This window comes from Natronoglycomyces albus (assembly GCF_016925535.1).
In the GTDB taxonomy this organism is placed as follows: Bacteria; Actinomycetota; Actinomycetes; order Mycobacteriales; family Micromonosporaceae; genus Natronoglycomyces; species Natronoglycomyces albus.
Genome location: NZ_CP070496.1, coordinates 828,473 through 845,384 on the forward strand (window position 1 = coordinate 828,473; position 16,912 = coordinate 845,384).

12 protein-coding genes are annotated in these 16,912 nt (G+C 62.3%); 4 read left to right on the top strand and 8 right to left on the bottom strand.

Going from position 1 to position 16,912, the window contains the following annotated elements; all coding sequences use genetic code 11:
- Window positions 1–27 precede the first annotated feature (27 nt).
- Window positions 28–948 (top strand): SCO2523 family variant P-loop protein, encoded by a 921-nt coding sequence (locus JQS30_RS03500; RefSeq protein ID WP_213172012.1) that lies wholly within the window; start codon window positions 28–30, stop codon window positions 946–948.
- A gap of 18 nt (window positions 949–966) precedes the next feature.
- A complete protein-coding gene (locus tag JQS30_RS03505) occupies window positions 967–2,061 on the top strand; it encodes an SCO2522 family protein (protein WP_213172013.1) in 1,095 nt (364 codons plus the stop codon).
- Window positions 2,062–2,087: 26 nt separating this feature from the next.
- Here JQS30_RS03505 and JQS30_RS03510 read toward each other — a convergent pair whose 3' ends face one another.
- Complete coding sequence (locus tag JQS30_RS03510) at window positions 2,088–3,110, bottom strand: SCO2521 family protein (RefSeq protein WP_213172014.1); 1,023 nt, start codon at window positions 3,108–3,110, stop codon at window positions 2,088–2,090.
- The gene (locus JQS30_RS03515) at window positions 3,107–4,675 is read right to left on the bottom strand and encodes a VOC family protein (protein WP_213172015.1); all 1,569 of its coding nucleotides are present in this window, start codon (window positions 4,673–4,675) and stop codon (window positions 3,107–3,109) included. The genes JQS30_RS03510 and JQS30_RS03515 overlap by 4 nt, the downstream gene beginning before the upstream one ends.
- Window positions 4,676–5,214: 539 nt before the next feature.
- Between JQS30_RS03515 and ndk the strand changes: the two genes are divergently transcribed.
- Window positions 5,215–5,622 carry a nucleoside-diphosphate kinase gene (gene ndk / locus JQS30_RS03520; RefSeq protein WP_213172016.1) on the top strand — a complete coding sequence of 136 codons (408 nt, stop codon included), beginning with the start codon at window positions 5,215–5,217 and terminating at the stop codon, window positions 5,620–5,622.
- Window positions 5,623–5,820: 198 nt separating this feature from the next.
- Here the strand turns inward: ndk and JQS30_RS03525 are convergent, their stop codons facing one another.
- The 4 genes from JQS30_RS03525 to JQS30_RS03540 all read right to left on the bottom strand — a co-directional run bounded on the left by JQS30_RS03525 (window position 5,821) and on the right by JQS30_RS03540 (window position 10,500).
- Window positions 5,821–6,060: a hypothetical protein gene (locus JQS30_RS03525; protein ID WP_213172017.1), complete on the bottom strand. Its 240-nt coding sequence runs from the start codon at window positions 6,058–6,060 to the stop codon at window positions 5,821–5,823.
- A 394-nt stretch (window positions 6,061–6,454) separates the two neighbouring features.
- Window positions 6,455–8,611 carry an anthranilate synthase component I gene (locus JQS30_RS03530; protein WP_246498033.1) on the bottom strand — a complete coding sequence of 719 codons (2,157 nt, stop codon included), beginning with the start codon at window positions 8,609–8,611 and terminating at the stop codon, window positions 6,455–6,457.
- A 249-nt stretch (window positions 8,612–8,860) separates the two neighbouring features.
- Entirely contained in the window at window positions 8,861–9,880 is a 1,020-nt protein-coding gene (locus JQS30_RS03535; protein ID WP_213172018.1) for a hypothetical protein, read from the bottom strand.
- The gene (locus JQS30_RS03540; RefSeq protein WP_213172019.1) at window positions 9,880–10,500 is read right to left on the bottom strand and encodes a hypothetical protein; all 621 of its coding nucleotides are present in this window, start codon (window positions 10,498–10,500) and stop codon (window positions 9,880–9,882) included. The genes JQS30_RS03535 and JQS30_RS03540 overlap by 1 nt, the downstream gene beginning before the upstream one ends.
- A 424-nt stretch (window positions 10,501–10,924) precedes the next feature.
- Between JQS30_RS03540 and ileS the strand changes: the two genes are divergently transcribed.
- Window positions 10,925–14,074 (top strand): isoleucine--tRNA ligase, encoded by a 3,150-nt coding sequence (gene ileS / locus JQS30_RS03545; RefSeq protein WP_213172020.1) that lies wholly within the window; start codon window positions 10,925–10,927, stop codon window positions 14,072–14,074.
- A gap of 109 nt (window positions 14,075–14,183) precedes the next feature.
- Here the strand turns inward: ileS and JQS30_RS03550 are convergent, their stop codons facing one another.
- Complete coding sequence (locus JQS30_RS03550; RefSeq protein ID WP_213172021.1) at window positions 14,184–15,002, bottom strand: hypothetical protein; 819 nt, start codon at window positions 15,000–15,002, stop codon at window positions 14,184–14,186.
- 340 nt (window positions 15,003–15,342) lie between these two features.
- A complete protein-coding gene (gene eccB / locus JQS30_RS03555) occupies window positions 15,343–16,890 on the bottom strand; it encodes a type VII secretion protein EccB (protein ID WP_213172022.1) in 1,548 nt (515 codons plus the stop codon).
- Window positions 16,891–16,912 lie beyond the last annotated feature (22 nt).

Below are 16,912 nucleotides of genomic sequence, written 5' to 3' on the forward strand. Positions count from 1 at the left end.
AGCGGCAATGAGGGGAGAGTTAACGACATGCTGGTCTTTTCCACCTCGGACAAAGGCGGAACCGGAAGGTCGGTCACCAGCGCGAACGTGGCCTACCGGGCGGCCCTGCAAGGAAACAACGTCTGCTATGTCGATTTCGACTTCGGATCCCCCACCGCCGGGGCGGTTTTCTCGATCGACCACCTGTTGCACGGCACCGAAAGCAACGGCGTCCACTCCTATTTGCAAGGGCGCGCCGCCGAACCGGTTCGCCAAGCCGTATGGGGAGCCTCCGGCCGGGACGTGTTGCGTACGAGGCCCGATCGGGCCGGAGAACTGGTCCTTATGCCCGGTGACCACTCTGGCGGTGAATTTCCCGGAAATCAAGGCGTGGTCGATGCCTGTATGAAGCTGTTCTTGGCTCTAGAGCAGGAATTCGACGTTTCCTTTATCGACCTGAGCGCCGGGCGTTCCCACGCCACCGAGGTAGCGATGGCCGCCACAGCGTCGGACACGATTCGCCGCCGTGTCAAGACCCGCTGGCTGGTGTTTCACCGCTGGACCCGGCAGCATGTCATCGCCGCCGACAGCCTAGTGCGCGGCGAGCGCGGCCTACTACAGACCGGAGTCGCGCACGGTCACGACGAACGCGCGCTGGAACAGTGCATCAAGTTCGTCCGAACCGCCGTGGCCGACCCGAACTCCAAGGAGATGGCCGGACTCGCCCCAACTCAGGTCTCATGGCTGCGCCAGTGCGATTCCGACCTACACCGCCTGGCCAAGGAATACCGGGTCGGACGCATCAATCTGCTCGACACCGTCCCGCTGGACCCGGTCTTGCAATGGCGCGAACAGCTGCTCACCGACGTCGATGTCCACAATCGCAAGATCGCCAACCACAAGACCGTGGACGCTTTCGACCGGCTGGCCAAGAGCATCACCGACGACGAGGCCTGGCCGCGCATGTAAAGCCACTGGAGCGTGAGTATGGAAACCGATGTTGAATACACCGAACACGACGGGGACCTCGAAGTCGAGCGCCTGGGCATGTCCCACCTGTCGGTCGAACTGGGACATCTGTACGCCGACGACTTCACCGGCTCGGCCGACCGCCTCTTCGAACAAATGTGCGCTGCGGCGGGCTGGTATGAGGCGGCCAAGGCTGAACTATCCCGCAAACTCGGCAGCCGCCGCATGCGCGTGAGCACCTGCTATCTGATCGACGACTATCAGGCCCGCCAGATCCCCAGGCCCGTCGAAGCTATCGCCCTGCTACTCAAAGCCGCCCATGAGGCCGGGGTAACGATCGACTACATCGGCCGCGAGTCCGCGTGCGCTCTCATCGAGACCAGGAACGAATTTGCCGCCGACTCCACCCATGAAATCGAAATCGCCCGCCTCGTAGCCGGGCAGATCGTCCAGGAACCCCCTCAAGGCGCCACTGGTTTCCGCCCCCGAGTTGAAGAATCGGGCTGGCTGTGCAACGGCCGCCGCTCACCCGGGCAGAACCTAGAAGCGATGGGCGAACCCTCCCGCTGGGAAGCCCCGGAACAGTACGCCCGGTCGCGCCTGGGGCACACCATTTTCCTTGACACCCAATTGTGGGAAGACAAACCAGACGACCGCATCTGGACCTGCCCCATGCTCGCCGCCGTGTGGCAGCTGCTGCGGCTGGGGCTCTTGCGCAACCACGGCCGCAGTGTCGCCCAACCGGAGTTCATTGACTTCCCCGCTGCGATCTCGGGTCCCGACAAGAACCTGCCATTGCATGTCAAAGCCGAGCGCGCCGCGAAGCTGACCAGCGATGACGAGGACATGTGGTTGCCAGATGAATGGCACAAAATGCCCGCGGTATTGCAGGTGAACCCGGAAGCGCGTCCGTTTACCGCCTATCGGACGATGAGCATCATGTCCGGAGCCTTCCTCGAAACCGAACACGCCGTCCGGACGATCTGCTCCATGGTCCAAGTCTCGGAGGAGGTCCGCCAGGTGGTGCAAGAATCAGCCGACCGCGAAGGTGTCTTCTGCCTGCCGCCAGAAGTCCCCGACCGCATCAGCTACGTCTTTCAAGGGCATTGGTAAGCCGCCGAGGGCTCACCTAGGCGACCTCAGTAACGGAGCCGCCCCACATCTGCCGAGGTTGAATAACCGCGGCTTTGCATGCTGAGCAATTCCCGTGTCAGGGCAGTGGCCGAGCTGTTGACACGGCCTTCGATCTGTCGGGTCAGCGTCTCCCACTGCCGGGTGAAGCCGGGCACCTTGTCCAAGGCCTCCCACACAAACCACAGCGACTCGTTCACTCGGGCCTTGGGCATCCACAGGTGCATGAGGTGATCGACCACTGGTTGCAGCATCCGCAGCGTTTCTTCGGGATTCCGGTTCGTGAACGGAGCCCGCTCCAACTCGGCCAGCAAAGTGGTCAAGAGCCAATCGTGGACAGCGACGTCTTCGGCCGCATGTGCCAACGCCAAGGAGTCGGGCTCATCAGTCACGAAGTACAGCAACCGGTCGGTGGGGCTGTCGAGCGTCAGCGACACCGGTGCGGCCTCGGGCGCGTAGCGTTTCGGGATCGCGATCCAGCGCAGCTTCGTGCGCGCCGTACGCAGAGGGGACTCCCGATCCAGCAACGAATGCGCCTGCACCTCGTGAAAGATGTGGGTGGCCAACGCCGTGGTGTCCAGATGCTTCGGTCCCTGCTGCGCGCGCAGCAAACCGCCAATGAGGCGCTGCGGGTCGCTTTGGGAAATACTTTCGACCTTTCCAGGCTGGGAGAGATAGTACGACCACGGCATACGGCGGGCCTTGGTGCCGATTTTGATGGATCCGTACGTGCTTCCCTGCAACAGGTGTCCGCCGGTGATGGTGGCCCGCGAATTCATGGTGCCGATGACCCGCACCGAACCGTTGTGACCATTGGCCCGGCGTGCGTGCAAGTCCTCATTCTTAGGCGCGAGCGGAACCAAACAGTCAACCCCGGTCAACAACGTAGGCGAACAGGCGTGTTGGATCGGTCGCTTCCACTGCCGGGCGCGCTCTCCGGCTACCAGTGTCAACAGTTGTGAAGCTTGGTCGGTGGTGACTCCGTGCGAGTGATGTAGCAGTCCGCTGTGGATTTCACCGATGGTGATCATGGAGAGTCCTGTCGTTCGGTGATGGCGAGTCCATGTCCGTCAGGGTCAGTAAAGGCGGCGGCCCGTAGCTGGAAGTTCTGTCCCTCCAACGCATCGGCGGGTTCGCCCGCGAAGTCGACCCCATTGGTGCGCATGGTGCGGTAGGTAGATTCCAAGTCGCCGACCTCGAAGGTCAAGTGCATGATTCCCTGCGCTTCATCGGGAGCATCGTCGCGCTGCCACAGCAGGATGCGACCGAATCCGGCTTCCAACAGGGCAGCCTCGTCAGTGCGGTCGACGACGATGAGACGCAGGTTCTGGGTATAGAACTCCACGGAGCGGTCAAGGTTGGCCACCACGAGAGTGGCGGCGACGTCGCGCACGTCAGTCAACGACAGGCCCGAGGCCACCGGGCCGTTGACAGAATCGGCGCTGGCGCTGGTGACCTCGGCAGTGGCGTTGTCTGCCGGTGGATTGGCCGACGGGCTGTCGCTGGGCGCGGCCGCGTCGTGGCGTGGGCCCGAACCAGCAGCCGGCCCGAGCTCGATGGGTTCTGAGGCCGCCGGGGAACCTGATTCGGAGTGCTGGCTTGCCACGAGGTGCGAAGCCGCGGTCTTCTGCTCCTCGGAGGCCGGTTCGGGAGCGTTTTCCGGTCCGACCGGCTCGTTCGGATCCGGCTTCGGTAGATTCTCGGCCGTGGAATCGGCCAGGTCATCGGCCGCGTCAGCCTTGGCGAGAGTGTCCTTGGCGTCGGCCTTGGTAGCCTCGGACGCCGCCGGAGGCGCGTTTTCCGGCCCCACTTCGGCGGCCGGGTCGGGTTTGGGCAGGGGAGCGTCCGCGACCGTAGCCTCCGAATCGTCGGTGACGGCGGGAAGGACCGCGGTGTCGGCGGTGACTTTGGATTGCACTGCCGTAGTCGTCTCAGATTCGCTGGCGGCGCTGTTGAAAGCCTGGTCGAGGTCGTCCATCGAGTTCACTTCGGTCTTATCGACCGGTGGGGCCTGTCGAGGCGTTGGGTCGTCTTCGAAGATGAGGTCCTCGAGCCGATGTTGCGCGATTGGCGGGTGCCGGAGGGGCTCGGGAAAGTGCCGCTGGGAGAACTCGGCGGTCACAAAACCCACTGAGATGGCCAGGAATGTGAAGGAGATTAGCGCGATGTTAAGGCTTCCGGCTCCGAACGCCATGGCGCCGGTGTACCCGGCGAGGATGAGAAACGCGATCGCCCCGATGGCGTAGGAGGTCTTCCAACGCGCGCGCCGGTCGGCGTTGAGGACGGTGCCGATGGCCTCCCCACCAGCGGCATGCTGGCGATCATAGAGGACTTCCTTCTCTTCACCGTGCATCGCCCAATAGGTGAGGTTGCGCTGATACTGCAGCGACTTTTGTTGCGCGTCGGTCAGCGGGGGCAGTTTGCCGCCCTTGGTAGCGGTCGCACCCTTGGGCGCCGGACCCTTTTGTTGCGGCACCTTGCGTGCCGGAGCCTTGCGAGCCGGGGCCTTGGCCCGCTGGGCCGGTGGCTTCCGTGCACCGCCACCCCGCGCGGGCTTTGGTGCCTGTCGCGGCGGTTGCCGTGGGGGCTGGCGCATAGTATTTAGCCACCTACTTCATGCGTGCTGGAGTCGGTTGTACGGGCGGGTTTTCGGTGTGCCTGGTCCCGACGCGAAGCCTGGGCGCTTTAGCGGTCGACATCGGCGACCGTCTTGGCCCGTGCCACGGGTTAGATGCCCAGGATTCAACGCCCGCACCATTGTTCTTCCGGCAGTTTCGGAGCAGAGGTCAATTCACGGCTGCTATCGCGCTGGCTTGCGCGTTGCCCCCGTTCGCCTCATACCACTGGTTCACGGGTGCCTGGCGAGAGCCCACCTGAATAATTCTCCCCCGAAATGGCGGGATGTCTGAAATGCTACGTGGACCTTGCCACAGACACAAGGTCGCAATCTGCACGTGCAGTAATCCGACACATTCCGCGTGCAGTAATCTGGTGTGTGTCCAGTTGCGGTCGTGGCCCTCAGTGCCCTCGCAGCCGGACTGTCTTTTCTCAATTCGAATCGCACGCGCGTCGGTGCTGACATCCGCAATTTTCTCCCTGAGTGTCCCATCGTCGTCGCGGTTAGGGGTGCAGCACATGTCCGAGAATCAGCGGACACTGGTCCTCATCAAGCCGGACGCTGTTGAGCGTGGCCTGGTGGGAGACATTATCGCTCGTCTGGAGCGCAAGGGCCTGAAGATCACCGCCCTGCAAATGCGCACTATGGACAGTGAATTGGCGGAGGCTCACTACGAGGAACACCTCAACAAGCCATTCTTCCCGGGGCTGAAGGAATTCATGACCTCTAAGCCACTGGTGAGCCTGATAGTCGAAGGCGATCAAGCGATTTCGGTAGTGCGACTTCTCGCCGGAGCCACCGATGCTCGCAAGGCGGAGCCAGGCACCATTCGTGGAGACTTCGGGCTGTCCAACCAGCTCAACCTTATCCACGCTTCGGACTCCGAAGAGTCGGCAAAGCGCGAAATTGACCTGTGGTTCTCCTAAACCAAACCCGGATAACTCAGGTCGGGCAGCCCGGCGGTGACCTCATAGCGATCCGGTCTTGGGACATTGCCGCTTAAGACGACCAAATGCGAAGAGGTGGGGCGAGAAGCACAATGCTTCTCGCCCCACCTCTTGAGCTACCTAGGCGAACCACCACAGATCAGTCGCCCTAGCGCTATGTGTGCGCAGACGGCTAGATCAGTCGCGGCGGTTGCGGCCAGACGGCGGCGGCGTAATCCCGTGTCCGGGATTGGCTCCCGGCCCAAAGGTGACGCCGGTGCCCGGGTCAATTTCAGATCCGGGATAGGTAGGTGGGACTGGTGGAGATTCGTGCGCCGGACGCTGTGAATGATGGCGGCTACGGGTCACAAGGAGCGTGATCATTCCCGCGATAGCCGCAGCGATCACGATTCCGACGATCAGGACTGCTGAGATCATGTCGTTTTGTCCCTTCCCGAGAGGATCAGCCAGGAGCTGACTTCAGCTGCCCTCCCATGGCGTCCTCATAGCCTGTCGGCGCGGTCGCCAACGTGGCTACCCGCCTGCCGGGCAGGGCAACACCGGGAAAGCCTCCACAAGGCGTTGCCGTGGTGGCAAGGTCCTAGTGCTTCCTGACATATATCAAGAGTATCGAATGAGCTACTGATAGTCACGCCCTGCGGGTCGATAAATCTTGATTTGTCAGGTTTGGGAAGAGTGTGGTCACCCCTAAAAGAATCAAGCGCACGTTGCGACCACGTGGCTGGGGCCCATTGACTACCACTTAAGAGTGGTATCAAGACCCCGATGAGAACCGATGCGACCCAAGGGCATCCTTGGGCCGCATCCACAGTTAGTCGCGACGAGTCAGCCTGAGGACGTTTCCGACCAGCCGTAGTCCCTGGGCCTGCTGGGCGGTGAGGATGGACTCGGGATGGAACTGCACGGCGAACCACCGCAGATCCGGGTTCTCCATCGCCATGACCACGTCGTCGGTCACCGCGCTTACTTCGAACCCCTTCACAGCCTCGGGCTTGGCGTACAAGGAGTGATAGCGGGCCGCGGTCAACTGGGAGGGCAAGCCAGCAAAGATGCCGGAGGGTTCACCAGAGTCATCGAGGACGGTCACGACCCCCGGCTTTCCGTGCATCGGCTCCTCCAGCAGCGTCAACTCGCCCCCGGCGTGCTCGACCATAGCTTGCAGTCCCATGCACACCCCGAAGGCGGGAAGTCCGCGCCGGGCGATCGCGTCCAACAGCGAGGCGGTGTCGAAGTCCGTGGGGCGGCCCGGGCCCGGTGAGAGCACCACCAAGTCAGGGCGCATCGTGTCCAGGGCACTGTGGTCGAAGCCGAATCGGAGAGTCGTCACCTCGCAGCCATGTTGCCTGAAGTAGTCGCCCAAGGTGTTGACGAACGAGTCCTCATGGTCAACCAGCAGCACTCGCCGTCCCTCGCCTTGCGGCCCACCGGCCACGTCAAGGGGGGAGTCGACCTCAGCCGCAGCTCCCCGGCCCCCGGCGGCCGTCTCCAGCAGAGCCCGAGCCTTCAAGTAGGTCTCTTGCTCTTCGGCATCGGGGTCGGAGTCATACAACAGCGTCGCCCCCGCCCGCACCGCCACGAGGCCATCGCGAATCTGCGCGGTACGCAAGGTCAAACCAGTATTCATCGAGCCATCCACGCCCACGAAACCGACCGCGCCGCCATACCAACGTCGAGGAGTGGTCTCATGCCGCTCAATGAACCGCATCGCCCAGGTCTTGGGAGCCCCGGTGACCGTGACAGCCCACATGTGGGTCAAAAACGCGTCAATGGCGTCCATGCCATCACGCAACTGCCCCTCAATGTGATCGACAGTGTGGATCAGGCGCGAATACATCTCGATCTGGCGGCGTCCCAACACCTTCACCGAGCCCGGTACGCACACGCGCGCCTTGTCGTTGCGGTCCACGTCCGTGCACATGGTCAACTCGGACTCTTCCTTCGCGGAGCCGATCAACTCGGCGATGCGGGTGGCGTCCTGCAACGAATCGGCTCCGCGAGCGATCGTGCCCGCGATCGGGCACGTCTCCACCCGGCGACCCTGTACCCGCACAAACATCTCCGGGCTGGCCCCGACCAAATACTCGTCGTGCCCGAGGTTGAGAAAGAACTCATATGGGGCCGGATTGGCTTCCCGAAGGCGCTCATAGAAAGCCGCCGGAGAGTCGCATGTGGCGTACATTTCGTGGCCAGGCACGACCTCGAACAAGTTGCCCTGCTTAAACTCTTCCTTCGCGCGGCGAACCGTGTCCGCGTACTCGCCCAGCCGGGGACCCTCCGGCACCGATTCCACCGGAGTGAAAACCACCGGCTCGGTCTCGCGGTCGATCCCCGCCGTGCTCTGGCCGGCTATCTCGAACTCGTAGCGGTATACCACCGCAGTTTCGCGCTTCCGGTCCACCACATAGACCTCATCGGCCAAATGCAGCACCAGATCGCGGTCCTTCGCCGCACGCGGCTTGGAATACTCGATGGGCTCAAACTGAAACGCCAGGTCATACCCGAAAGCGCCATAGAAACCCAGGTACGGATCGTCGCAGGCCAGAGCGTCGCGCAGCGCCCGCACGGCCGAGAAGACCGTGGGTTGACGGGAGCGATCCTCCTCGCTGATGGGGCCTTCGCCGGGGGCGATGTGAATACCGACCTCGTCGGCGTCACGACTCACCGTGCCCAGTGGATCCAAAGCAGTAGCCAATGGTTCCAGCAAGAGACGGCCGCGTTGGTTGAGCGCTCGAACGGTCACATCCCGGCCCGAAGCGCTCACCTCCAACGCCGGGTTGACGTATGCCAAGTGGAAACGCGAATAGCGGCCCGGGTACTCCATGCCGGAGGACAACACGCCTCCCCGGCGCGTCTCCACCTGCTCAATGACCGCCGACAGGTCGTCGTCGCAACCTTGCGCGGTACGGCGCACGGTCACGCCCGAAGGAGTAGACAAAACGGTAGCTTCAGATGCTTTGTGAGAATTCACGACAATGAGGCCTTTACTGTTCGATGTGGCTAGAGTGCCCTGACCAGCCGCCTCACATACACGAAACGACCGCACCAGGGCGGTCGTTGCTGTAGAGATTACACACGCGTCAGCAGCGCCGCCGTTAGCGACGCCACCACCAAGAGTGTGTAAGAGAAGTCATGGCTCGATAGTACCCCTAGCCCGGCGGCGAGGCTCGCAGCGAGCCACCCGTGTCGCACATACCGGGACGGGCAGGCCCGAACCACATCATGTGAAGTCGTAGCTTTCCAGCAATGTTTGCGCCTTCACCAGGTACGCCTCGGCCTGTTCGCGGAACTGAAAGAAGTCGACTTCCAACGCCTCACTCGACAACATGATTCCTTGCGCCCACGCCCGCAGACGTAGAGGGTTGAGATCGGTCTCTTCGACACACGCCAGATCGGTTGTGGCTAGTTCAACCTCAGCTCGCATAGTGGCATCCACGTCCGCAGGACTCGGGTTGGAGCCAAGATGATCGGAATCCAGATCGAGCCACAGGTCAATAGCGATATCGCGGGTGTGGCTGGGTTCAGTGACTCCGGTGAAGCCCGCGCTTTCCATACAGGTCACCCATGCAAAGTTCGCCTCTTTGACCTCGTCGTATTCGTCGACGAAGAACCCACCAGATGCCGAAGCTGCCGACTTTAGCGAGAGGAAGGATCTCAGGTCTTCCTCATAGAGCGCCTCATAGACCGCGCCCTCACAGCCGGTGAGGCGATACCTAATCTCGCTTGAGCCTTGGTCACCGCCGACGGTAAGCGTGTCATCGTGATCGTCGTCAAACGCGGACTCCCCCCAGAGCTGACGGTAATAGGCTTGAGATTCATCCACACTCAAGCGGTCAAAGTCGCTCATATTCGGGATGCCAGTCGCCGCAAAGGGACGTTGAATCATATCGCCGTATCCAAGTTCACCTGCGTTAATCGGGTTGGGGCCCGCGAGAACGCCAAATTGCTTCCCGAGGATCTCGTCACGGTCGGTCGGCCAGGTTTGCTGGTCGGGGTGGACAGTGAACCCGTGCTGGTTCATGCACTCGACTTCTAGTCGCTGGCGGACGGTGGTGAGTTCGAATCTCAGGCGGATGTTTTCCACCCAGTTTGCGATGAAGTGCTCGGCTTCTTCATCAGTGACTGATATCTCGGTTGGACGTTCGGCCCATCGTTCGGGCTCGTCGCTCTCGCTTTGGCACCCAGTGGCCGCCAGCAGAGCGACGGTTGATATCGCGATAACTCGTGTGCGGGTCCTCATCAGGACTGCTCCTCCAAGTAGGCCTCAAGAAGCTCCTGATCACGTACCTCATCCACTGCCGATATCGCCTTGGAACGACAGTCATCAAATATCCGAATATGTTCGTCGTCAATATCGGCTCTCAGCTGCTCGATATCGTCGGTTTCACGCACGTCCACCGTGCCGGAAAGATCAGAGTTGGCCAAACACGCATCGAGTTCTTCTCGATAGTCCTCGGCCATCTCACGCGGAGTATTCTCGATATAGGAATCTGCAATCTTGTCCATGTACGCCGCTGAACATTCGCTAAAGGCATTGTCTCGCTCTTCGGTCTCGTGAGTCGATGTGCCAGGCTCCCGAAGCAGCACCACTGTCATCTCGCGGCTGGTTTCGGCGTCCATGCCCTTGAACAGCACGCCGTGTCCCTTAGAGTCCATACAGGATTCGACGTGGGCGAATGCTTCTTCGTAATCCGCAAGAGTAGCCGGACCTTCGGAGAGAATCTCCTCTTGCCAGGAGAGCCCGTCGTCAATGGCTATATCGAGATCGGGCGATTCACTCTCACCGCTGTCACTATTACAGGACGCAGTTGTCAGAAGGGCCGCAGCGGCGAGAAGCCAGGCGATCTTTGTACGGGGCATATCGTCCTTAGGGGGTTAGTCGTAAGAGATAGAGCAGTTCGGGGCGAAAGTAATGCCCCGGAGGCTCGGCACAGTCTCCGGCGCGCACTAGCCGCTACGAAAACCACCTCCACGCTACTGCCTAGGTCACCACGACCAAAGCAGTGACGAACTCGAAACTCGGTGGCTGGTGCGAGGGCGCACCCGCTATGCTGGAGTGCACGGCGTTGACCCGGCCATCACCGGCGAGCCCTTCGGAAGAACGGACCATCGTGTTTCACAACCGATGCGTCTCATTAGACCCGGACGGGAGCGGCCCGACACAGCCGCCGAACGAAGCGGAAACACCAGCACAGCTGGTGTTTCAAGCGAGGTGGTACCGCGGGCACCGCCCGTCCTCGCACCCGAGACTGACCACAGCCGGTGTGTGAGGAGCAACACTCTCATGGCCTATCCAATGGATGACCCGTCGCGGGGCGTCCCCGCCAGCCCGAACCTCCCCGAGGTTGAACAACGAGTTCTCGAATTCTGGGAAAAAGACGACACCTTCCGCGCGTCCATCGAGAACCGTCCCGCCGGCGAAAACGGGTCCAACGAGTTCGTCTTCTACGACGGCCCGCCCTTCGCCAACGGCCTGCCGCACTACGGCCATCTCCTCACCGGCTACGTCAAAGACATCGTTCCGCGCTACCAGACCATGCGTGGACGCCGGGTAGAGCGCCGCTTCGGGTGGGACTGCCACGGCCTCCCCGCCGAGGTCGAGGCTGAGAAACAACTGGGGCTGAAATCGAAGGCCGACGTCGAGGCCCTAGGCATCGACAAGTTCAACGCCGCCACCAAAGCCTCGGTGCTCAAGTACACCGGCGAATGGGAAGACTACGTCACCCGCCAGGCCCGCTGGGTCGACTTCGACAATGACTACAAGACCCTCGATCTGCCCTACATGGAAAGCGTCATGTGGGCGTTCAAGACCCTCTACGACAAGGGTTTGGTCTACGAGGGCTACCGGGTTTTGTGGTACTGCTGGCGCTGCGAAACGCCATTGGCGGCCACCGAAACCAAGATGGACGACACCTACCGCGACCGACAGGACCCGGCCGTGACCGTCGGCCTGGAACTGCGCGACGGTGACCTGGCCGGGGTGCAGATGCTGGTGTGGACGACCACGCCCTGGACCCTGCCGTCCAACCTCGCCGCCGCCGTTCACCCGGACGTCGAATACGTCGTGGTCTCCGCAGGCGACCAAAAGTACCTGTTGGCCAAGGAACGGGTAGCCGCGTATGCGAAGGAACTGGGGGAGCAGCCGCCGGTAGTAGCGACCTACCTGGGCCGCGACCTTGTGGGCCAGCGTTACCACCCGGTGTTCGACTTCTTCGCCGACCAGGAGAACGCCTTCCAGGTCCTGCAAGCCGACTACGTCACCACCGACGACGGCACCGGCGTTGTGCACATAGCACCCGCCTTTGGTGAAGAGGACAAACTTGTCACCGACGCGGCCGACATCGACCCGGTCGTGCCGGTCAACGCGCGCGGCCAGTTCAGCGACGAAGTGCCGCCCTATGAGGGGCAGCTGGTCTTCGACGCCAACAGGGCCATCATCGCCGACCTCAAAGCGGCCGGAAAGATGTTGCGTCACGACACGTACAACCACAATTACCCGCACTGCTGGCGCTGTGATTCACCGCTGATCCAGCGGGCCGTCTCGTCGTGGTTCGTCGCCGTGACGAAGTTCCGCGACCGGATGCTGGAGCTGAACCAGGACATCAACTGGACCCCCAGCCACGTGCGCGACGGTCAGTTCGGGCGGTGGCTGGAGGGCGCGCGCGACTGGAACATCTCCCGCAACCGTTTCTGGGGCTCGCCGATCCCCGTATGGATCTCCGATGACCCGGAGTATCCGCGCATCGACGTCTACGGGTCGCTTGACCAAATGGAGGCCGACTTTGGAGTGCGGCCCACCGACCTGCATCGGCCGTACGTGGACGAACTGACTCGCCCCAACCCCGACGACCCGACCGGCAAGTCGACCATGCGGCGAGTTCCGGAGGTGCTCGACTGTTGGTTCGAGTCCGGTTCGATGTCGTTCGCGCAGGTGCACTACCCGTTTGAGAACGCCGACTGGTTCGAGCACCACTACCCGGGTGACTTCATCGTGGAGTACACCGCGCAAACGCGCGGCTGGTTCTACACGATGCACGTCCTGGCCACGGCGCTGTTCGACCGCCCGGCTTTCAAGAACTGCCTCGTTCACGGCACGTTGCTGGGCGAAGATGGCCTGAAGATGTCGAAGTCGCTGCGCAACTACCCGGACGTGTACGAGACGTTTGACTCCTACGGCGCTGACGCGATGCGGTGGTTCCTGGTGGCCTCGCCGGTGCTTCGTGGTGGCGATATGCCCGTCACCGAGGCGGGTGTGCGCGACTCGGTCCGACAGGTCATGTTGCCGCTGTGGAACGTGTGGTACTTCTACACGCTTTACACCGGCGCGGCCGGGTACTCCACGACGCCCGAAGCGGCGCGTGCAGCAGCTTTGGCCAGCGATAACGAATTGGACCGGTACTTGCTGGCCAAGACCAGGCAGCTGGTCGAGGACGTCACCGCTGGAATGGACGAGTTCGATTTGGCCGCGGGGACCACGGCTTTCCGCTCCTACCTCGACAGCCTCACCAACTGGTACGTGCGTCGTTCCCGCGACCGATTCTGGGCGGGCGACGAGGCGGCCTTCGCCACGCTGGCTACGGCCCTAAAGACCGTGTGCGAGGTGGCGGCGCCGCTGTTGCCGCTGGTCACCGAAGACATCTGGCGCGGCCTCACGGGTGGGCGCTCGGTGCATTTGGCCGACTGGCCTGACTCAGAGGACCTACCATCGGACCCGCAGCTTGTGGCGGCGATGGACGAGGTGCGCGAGGTGTGCTCGGCGGGCTTGAGCCTGCGTAAGGCCACCAAGCTACGGGTGCGCCTGCCGTTGGCCTCACTGACGGTCGCCACCGAGAGCGCGTCTCGGCTGCGACAGTTTAGCCACTTGATCGCTGATGAGGTCAACGTCAAACAGGTTGAGTTCGACGCCGACTTGAGCGCGTACTCGAAGAACGACCTGAAGCTGATCCCGCGTGTGCTGGGCCCTCGTTTGGGCAAAGACGTGCAGCGGGTCATCAAAGCGGTCAAGAGTGGAGACTGGCAGGTTGAGGGAGACACAGTCACCGCCGGTGGCGTCCAGCTCCAAGCCGGCGAGTACGAACTCACCATGACTCCCCTCGCGGCTGACCGTACGCAGTCGCTGCCCGGCCAGTCCGCAGTGGTGTTGCTCGACACTGAGGTCACTCCGGAACTGGCCGCCGAGGGCGCTGCCAGAGACGTGGTCCGGGTTGTGCAGCAGGCACGAAAGGACGCCGACCTCAATGTCGCCGACCGGGTGCGTGTCACCATCGACGTCAGTGACGAGGTACGTCAGGCCGTGGAAGCACATCGCGAGTTCGTGCAGGCCGAGACGTTGGCGGTGGACCTTGACTTCGCGTCCCTGAGCCCTGAGGCGACCACTGGTGAGACCGGTGAGGGCGGCCTCGTCCGCGCGGCGGTCAAGAAGCACTCCAACTAGTAGTGAACATGGGTGGGGCCCAACGCCAATGGCGTTGGGCCCCACCCATGTTCCGAGGACGTCTTATGACGTCACAGGGTCGTTCGCTGGTGTGAATGTCCCGCAGGTGCTAGCCGCTGAACGGCTCGCACACCAGCCACGTTCCGTCTTCTTGCTTCAGCTCGATGGTGCCCGAATCGGTCTCGGTGACTTCGGTCCAGCTGCCGTCCATGCTTGGCTCCAACGAGTTCCACGAGGCCTCGTATTCGACAGTGGCCGTGTCGCCGTCAACGGTGGAGTTGGTGGCGGTGAAGTTCAAGTTCGGGTTGGGGTAGTTGGGCATCTCGAAATCGAAGTCCTCCCCAAACTCGGAACCCAACTCCTCCAACTGGTCGAGTTCTTCCTGCGCCTGCTTGGCCTCGGCGACCATATCGTCGATTTCGGAACGCATATCGGAGCACACGTACGGACGAATGGCGTTGGCGGCGGTCTCGATGTCGTCAGGGTTGCTGGCGCGCATCTCCAAGAACGCTTCCATGGCCTGCTCGGCGACCGACTCAGGCGAGTCCCCGCTACGGGGGCCGTCGGAGGCCCACGGTTGAGCGATCACCAGAACGATGGCGATGACCAGGACCAATGCGCCCGCACCAATACCGATGATGAGGCCGGTGCTGCTCTTCTTGGGCGGCGGACCGCCCGGGTAGCCGCCTTGCGGAGCCCCATAGGGCGGGTATCCGCCGCCGCCTCCCCCTGCGGGAGGCTGATGTCCGGGAGGCATGGATGAGGGAGGCATTCCACCGGGCGGCACGCCGCCTCCGGGAGGGGGACCCATGGGCGGGTGTTGCGGGTATCCGGGCTGCTGCTGCGGTGGGTACCCCGGTTGCTGCGGAGGCTGCTGGTTCGGGTCCCAGCCCGGCTGCTGCCCGCCTGCGGGCGGTGGGTATGACATGTGCGTTGTCCTTCGGCGATGGAAGTTTTACAGGAGATGGTGCGGTCGCAAACTCGATGAAATCTGCGCCCAAGTGGTTCGCCTCCAGCCGCCGCAAAGAACGTTCACCTCGGCGGTGACCCCGGCGAACGCCGACGTAGCGGCCAGCTAGACATCGCCGGGACGGTTGTCGAAGCCGGCGGTTCCCGCGTGAACGCGTGAGGGGCGTGCTCAATGGTTGAGCCCCCTCAGGCTAACACGCAGGTGGCCAAGTTTCAGTCGTTGTCCCGCCGGGGAGAAAAGCCCGCAACGGAGTCGAATTCCGTTACGGGCTCATCGAAATCAAGCGGACACGATGCGGCTATTCGTCGCTCTCGCCGTCGCCGTCATCGTCGTCTTCGTCGTCCTCACCGGGATCATAGGGGTCGAATTCCTCGGTCGGGTTGAGCTGACCGCGCGCCTCGAACGGGTCGAGGTTTGGCCCCGGGGGCATGAGGTGAATAAACGAGCTGGGTATGCCGACGGGTTCGACATCGTTGTAGCCCAGCTTGTTCTTCGTCTCGCCCGGTGCCTTGTAGTCGACCAGCTCGTACTTGATGCCCAGGTCATCGACGAGGAACTGGGCGGGGGCGAGGTTCTGGCCCGGTCGCGGCTGAGCCTGCACCAGCGCGCCGGTTCCGCCCTTCATGACGATTTGCGCGGGGTTACCGGTGATCAGGTCGCCCTCGTCGGTGAACTCCTGGTTATCGGCCGCGTCAGTGAGGAAGGAGGGAGCAACCGCGAACGTGGTGACCTTCACCTGTGAGTCTGACTGGGACAAGTGTGGTTCGAAGACGCCGCAGACAGTCGGACGCGGCCCGTCCAGGGTGCGCAACTGGTCGATGTCTTGCGGGAAGTTCGCGTTCTCCAAGTGGACGGTCGCTTCGGTGCCAATGCGACTGAGCTCAGCGAGCGTAGCTTGCGTGAGGTCGCCCACGGAGTCAACCTCCAAAAGCTGCGCGATCATGGGAGAGATGCGCGCGAACTCAGGGTTGTCGTCGCTGTTACGGATCAACACATAGTGGTTTTCGCCATCGGTGACCGGAGTGCCATACGCGATGGGTTCGCTGTTGAGCGACTCACCGGAATCCTCCCCGAACTCGGGTAGGTCGGGGTGCCAAAAGTCGGGCCCGGCCACCAGCGTGTTCAGGAACTCTTTGGTGACCTCGGTGGAGTCCGATGAGGAATGCCATCCGAATGGCGTGAGCGCACTGGAGTCGGGAATCGCCATACGTTGGTTGTTCCACAACAGATACTGGTCCCCTTGCTCGGTGTGGACCAGCATCGCCTCGTTTTCCGCCAGTGACTCTCCGCCGGAGAGATTGGCGTGCGCCACCTGCGTGAAGAGGAAGTCGTGGTCGTCTTGAGCCTGAATGGAACAGACGTTCCATTTGCTGTCCTGGTCGAGGTTGCGGGTGGGGGCTGAGGGAGCGCCGACGATGCCGATGGGGTGAGCCTTCGGAATCGGGTCGATCGAGTCCTGCTTGAGCCGCTGCACCGGCGGCTCACCGGTGGGGTCAAAGTCCAACGCCAGCAAAGCCGACGTGTAGTTCAACACCGGAAAGAGCACCAGCGGCGAATTGGGGTCACCGGGCGTTTGGTGCTCGTAGATGTATACCTCTCCGGTATCGCGGTCCATGACGATATTCCCATGTTCGGGCTCACTGGAGCCAAAGCCCAGCAAACCGACCAACAGAAAAATACCCATGATGATGACCATGATCATCGTCGAGGCAAAAATGGACATGCCGACACGACGCAGGGGGCGCTCAGTGGATTCGGGGTTCGCCATAAGCAGCGCGAGGTTCATCCGCTGCGTCGTATAGCGGTGTGCGTCCACCTGTTCACGGCGGGAGCGCATCTGCACCATAGTGGCTCGAACCTTTCTGGGT

Bases quoted from the DNA above. Each gene is read 5' to 3' on its own strand.
- JQS30_RS03505 (WP_213172013.1), top strand. From the start codon at position 967: ATGGAAACCGATGTTGAATACACCGAACACGACGGGGACCTCGAAGTC.
- JQS30_RS03550 (WP_213172021.1), bottom strand. From the start codon at position 15,002: ATGTCATACCCACCGCCCGCAGGCGGGCAGCAGCCGGGCTGGGACCCG.
- ndk (WP_213172016.1), top strand. From the start codon at position 5,215: ATGTCCGAGAATCAGCGGACACTGGTCCTCATCAAGCCGGACGCTGTT.
- eccB (WP_213172022.1), bottom strand. From the start codon at position 16,890: ATGGTGCAGATGCGCTCCCGCCGTGAACAGGTGGACGCACACCGCTAT.
- JQS30_RS03510 (WP_213172014.1), bottom strand. From the start codon at position 3,110: ATGATCACCATCGGTGAAATCCACAGCGGACTGCTACATCACTCGCAC.
- JQS30_RS03525 (WP_213172017.1), bottom strand. From the start codon at position 6,060: ATGATCTCAGCAGTCCTGATCGTCGGAATCGTGATCGCTGCGGCTATC.
- JQS30_RS03535 (WP_213172018.1), bottom strand. From the start codon at position 9,880: ATGAGGACCCGCACACGAGTTATCGCGATATCAACCGTCGCTCTGCTG.
- JQS30_RS03500 (WP_213172012.1), top strand. From the start codon at position 28: ATGCTGGTCTTTTCCACCTCGGACAAAGGCGGAACCGGAAGGTCGGTC.
- ileS (WP_213172020.1), top strand. From the start codon at position 10,925: ATGGCCTATCCAATGGATGACCCGTCGCGGGGCGTCCCCGCCAGCCCG.
- JQS30_RS03515 (WP_213172015.1), bottom strand. From the start codon at position 4,675: ATGCGCCAGCCCCCACGGCAACCGCCGCGACAGGCACCAAAGCCCGCG.
- JQS30_RS03540 (WP_213172019.1), bottom strand. From the start codon at position 10,500: ATGCCCCGTACAAAGATCGCCTGGCTTCTCGCCGCTGCGGCCCTTCTG.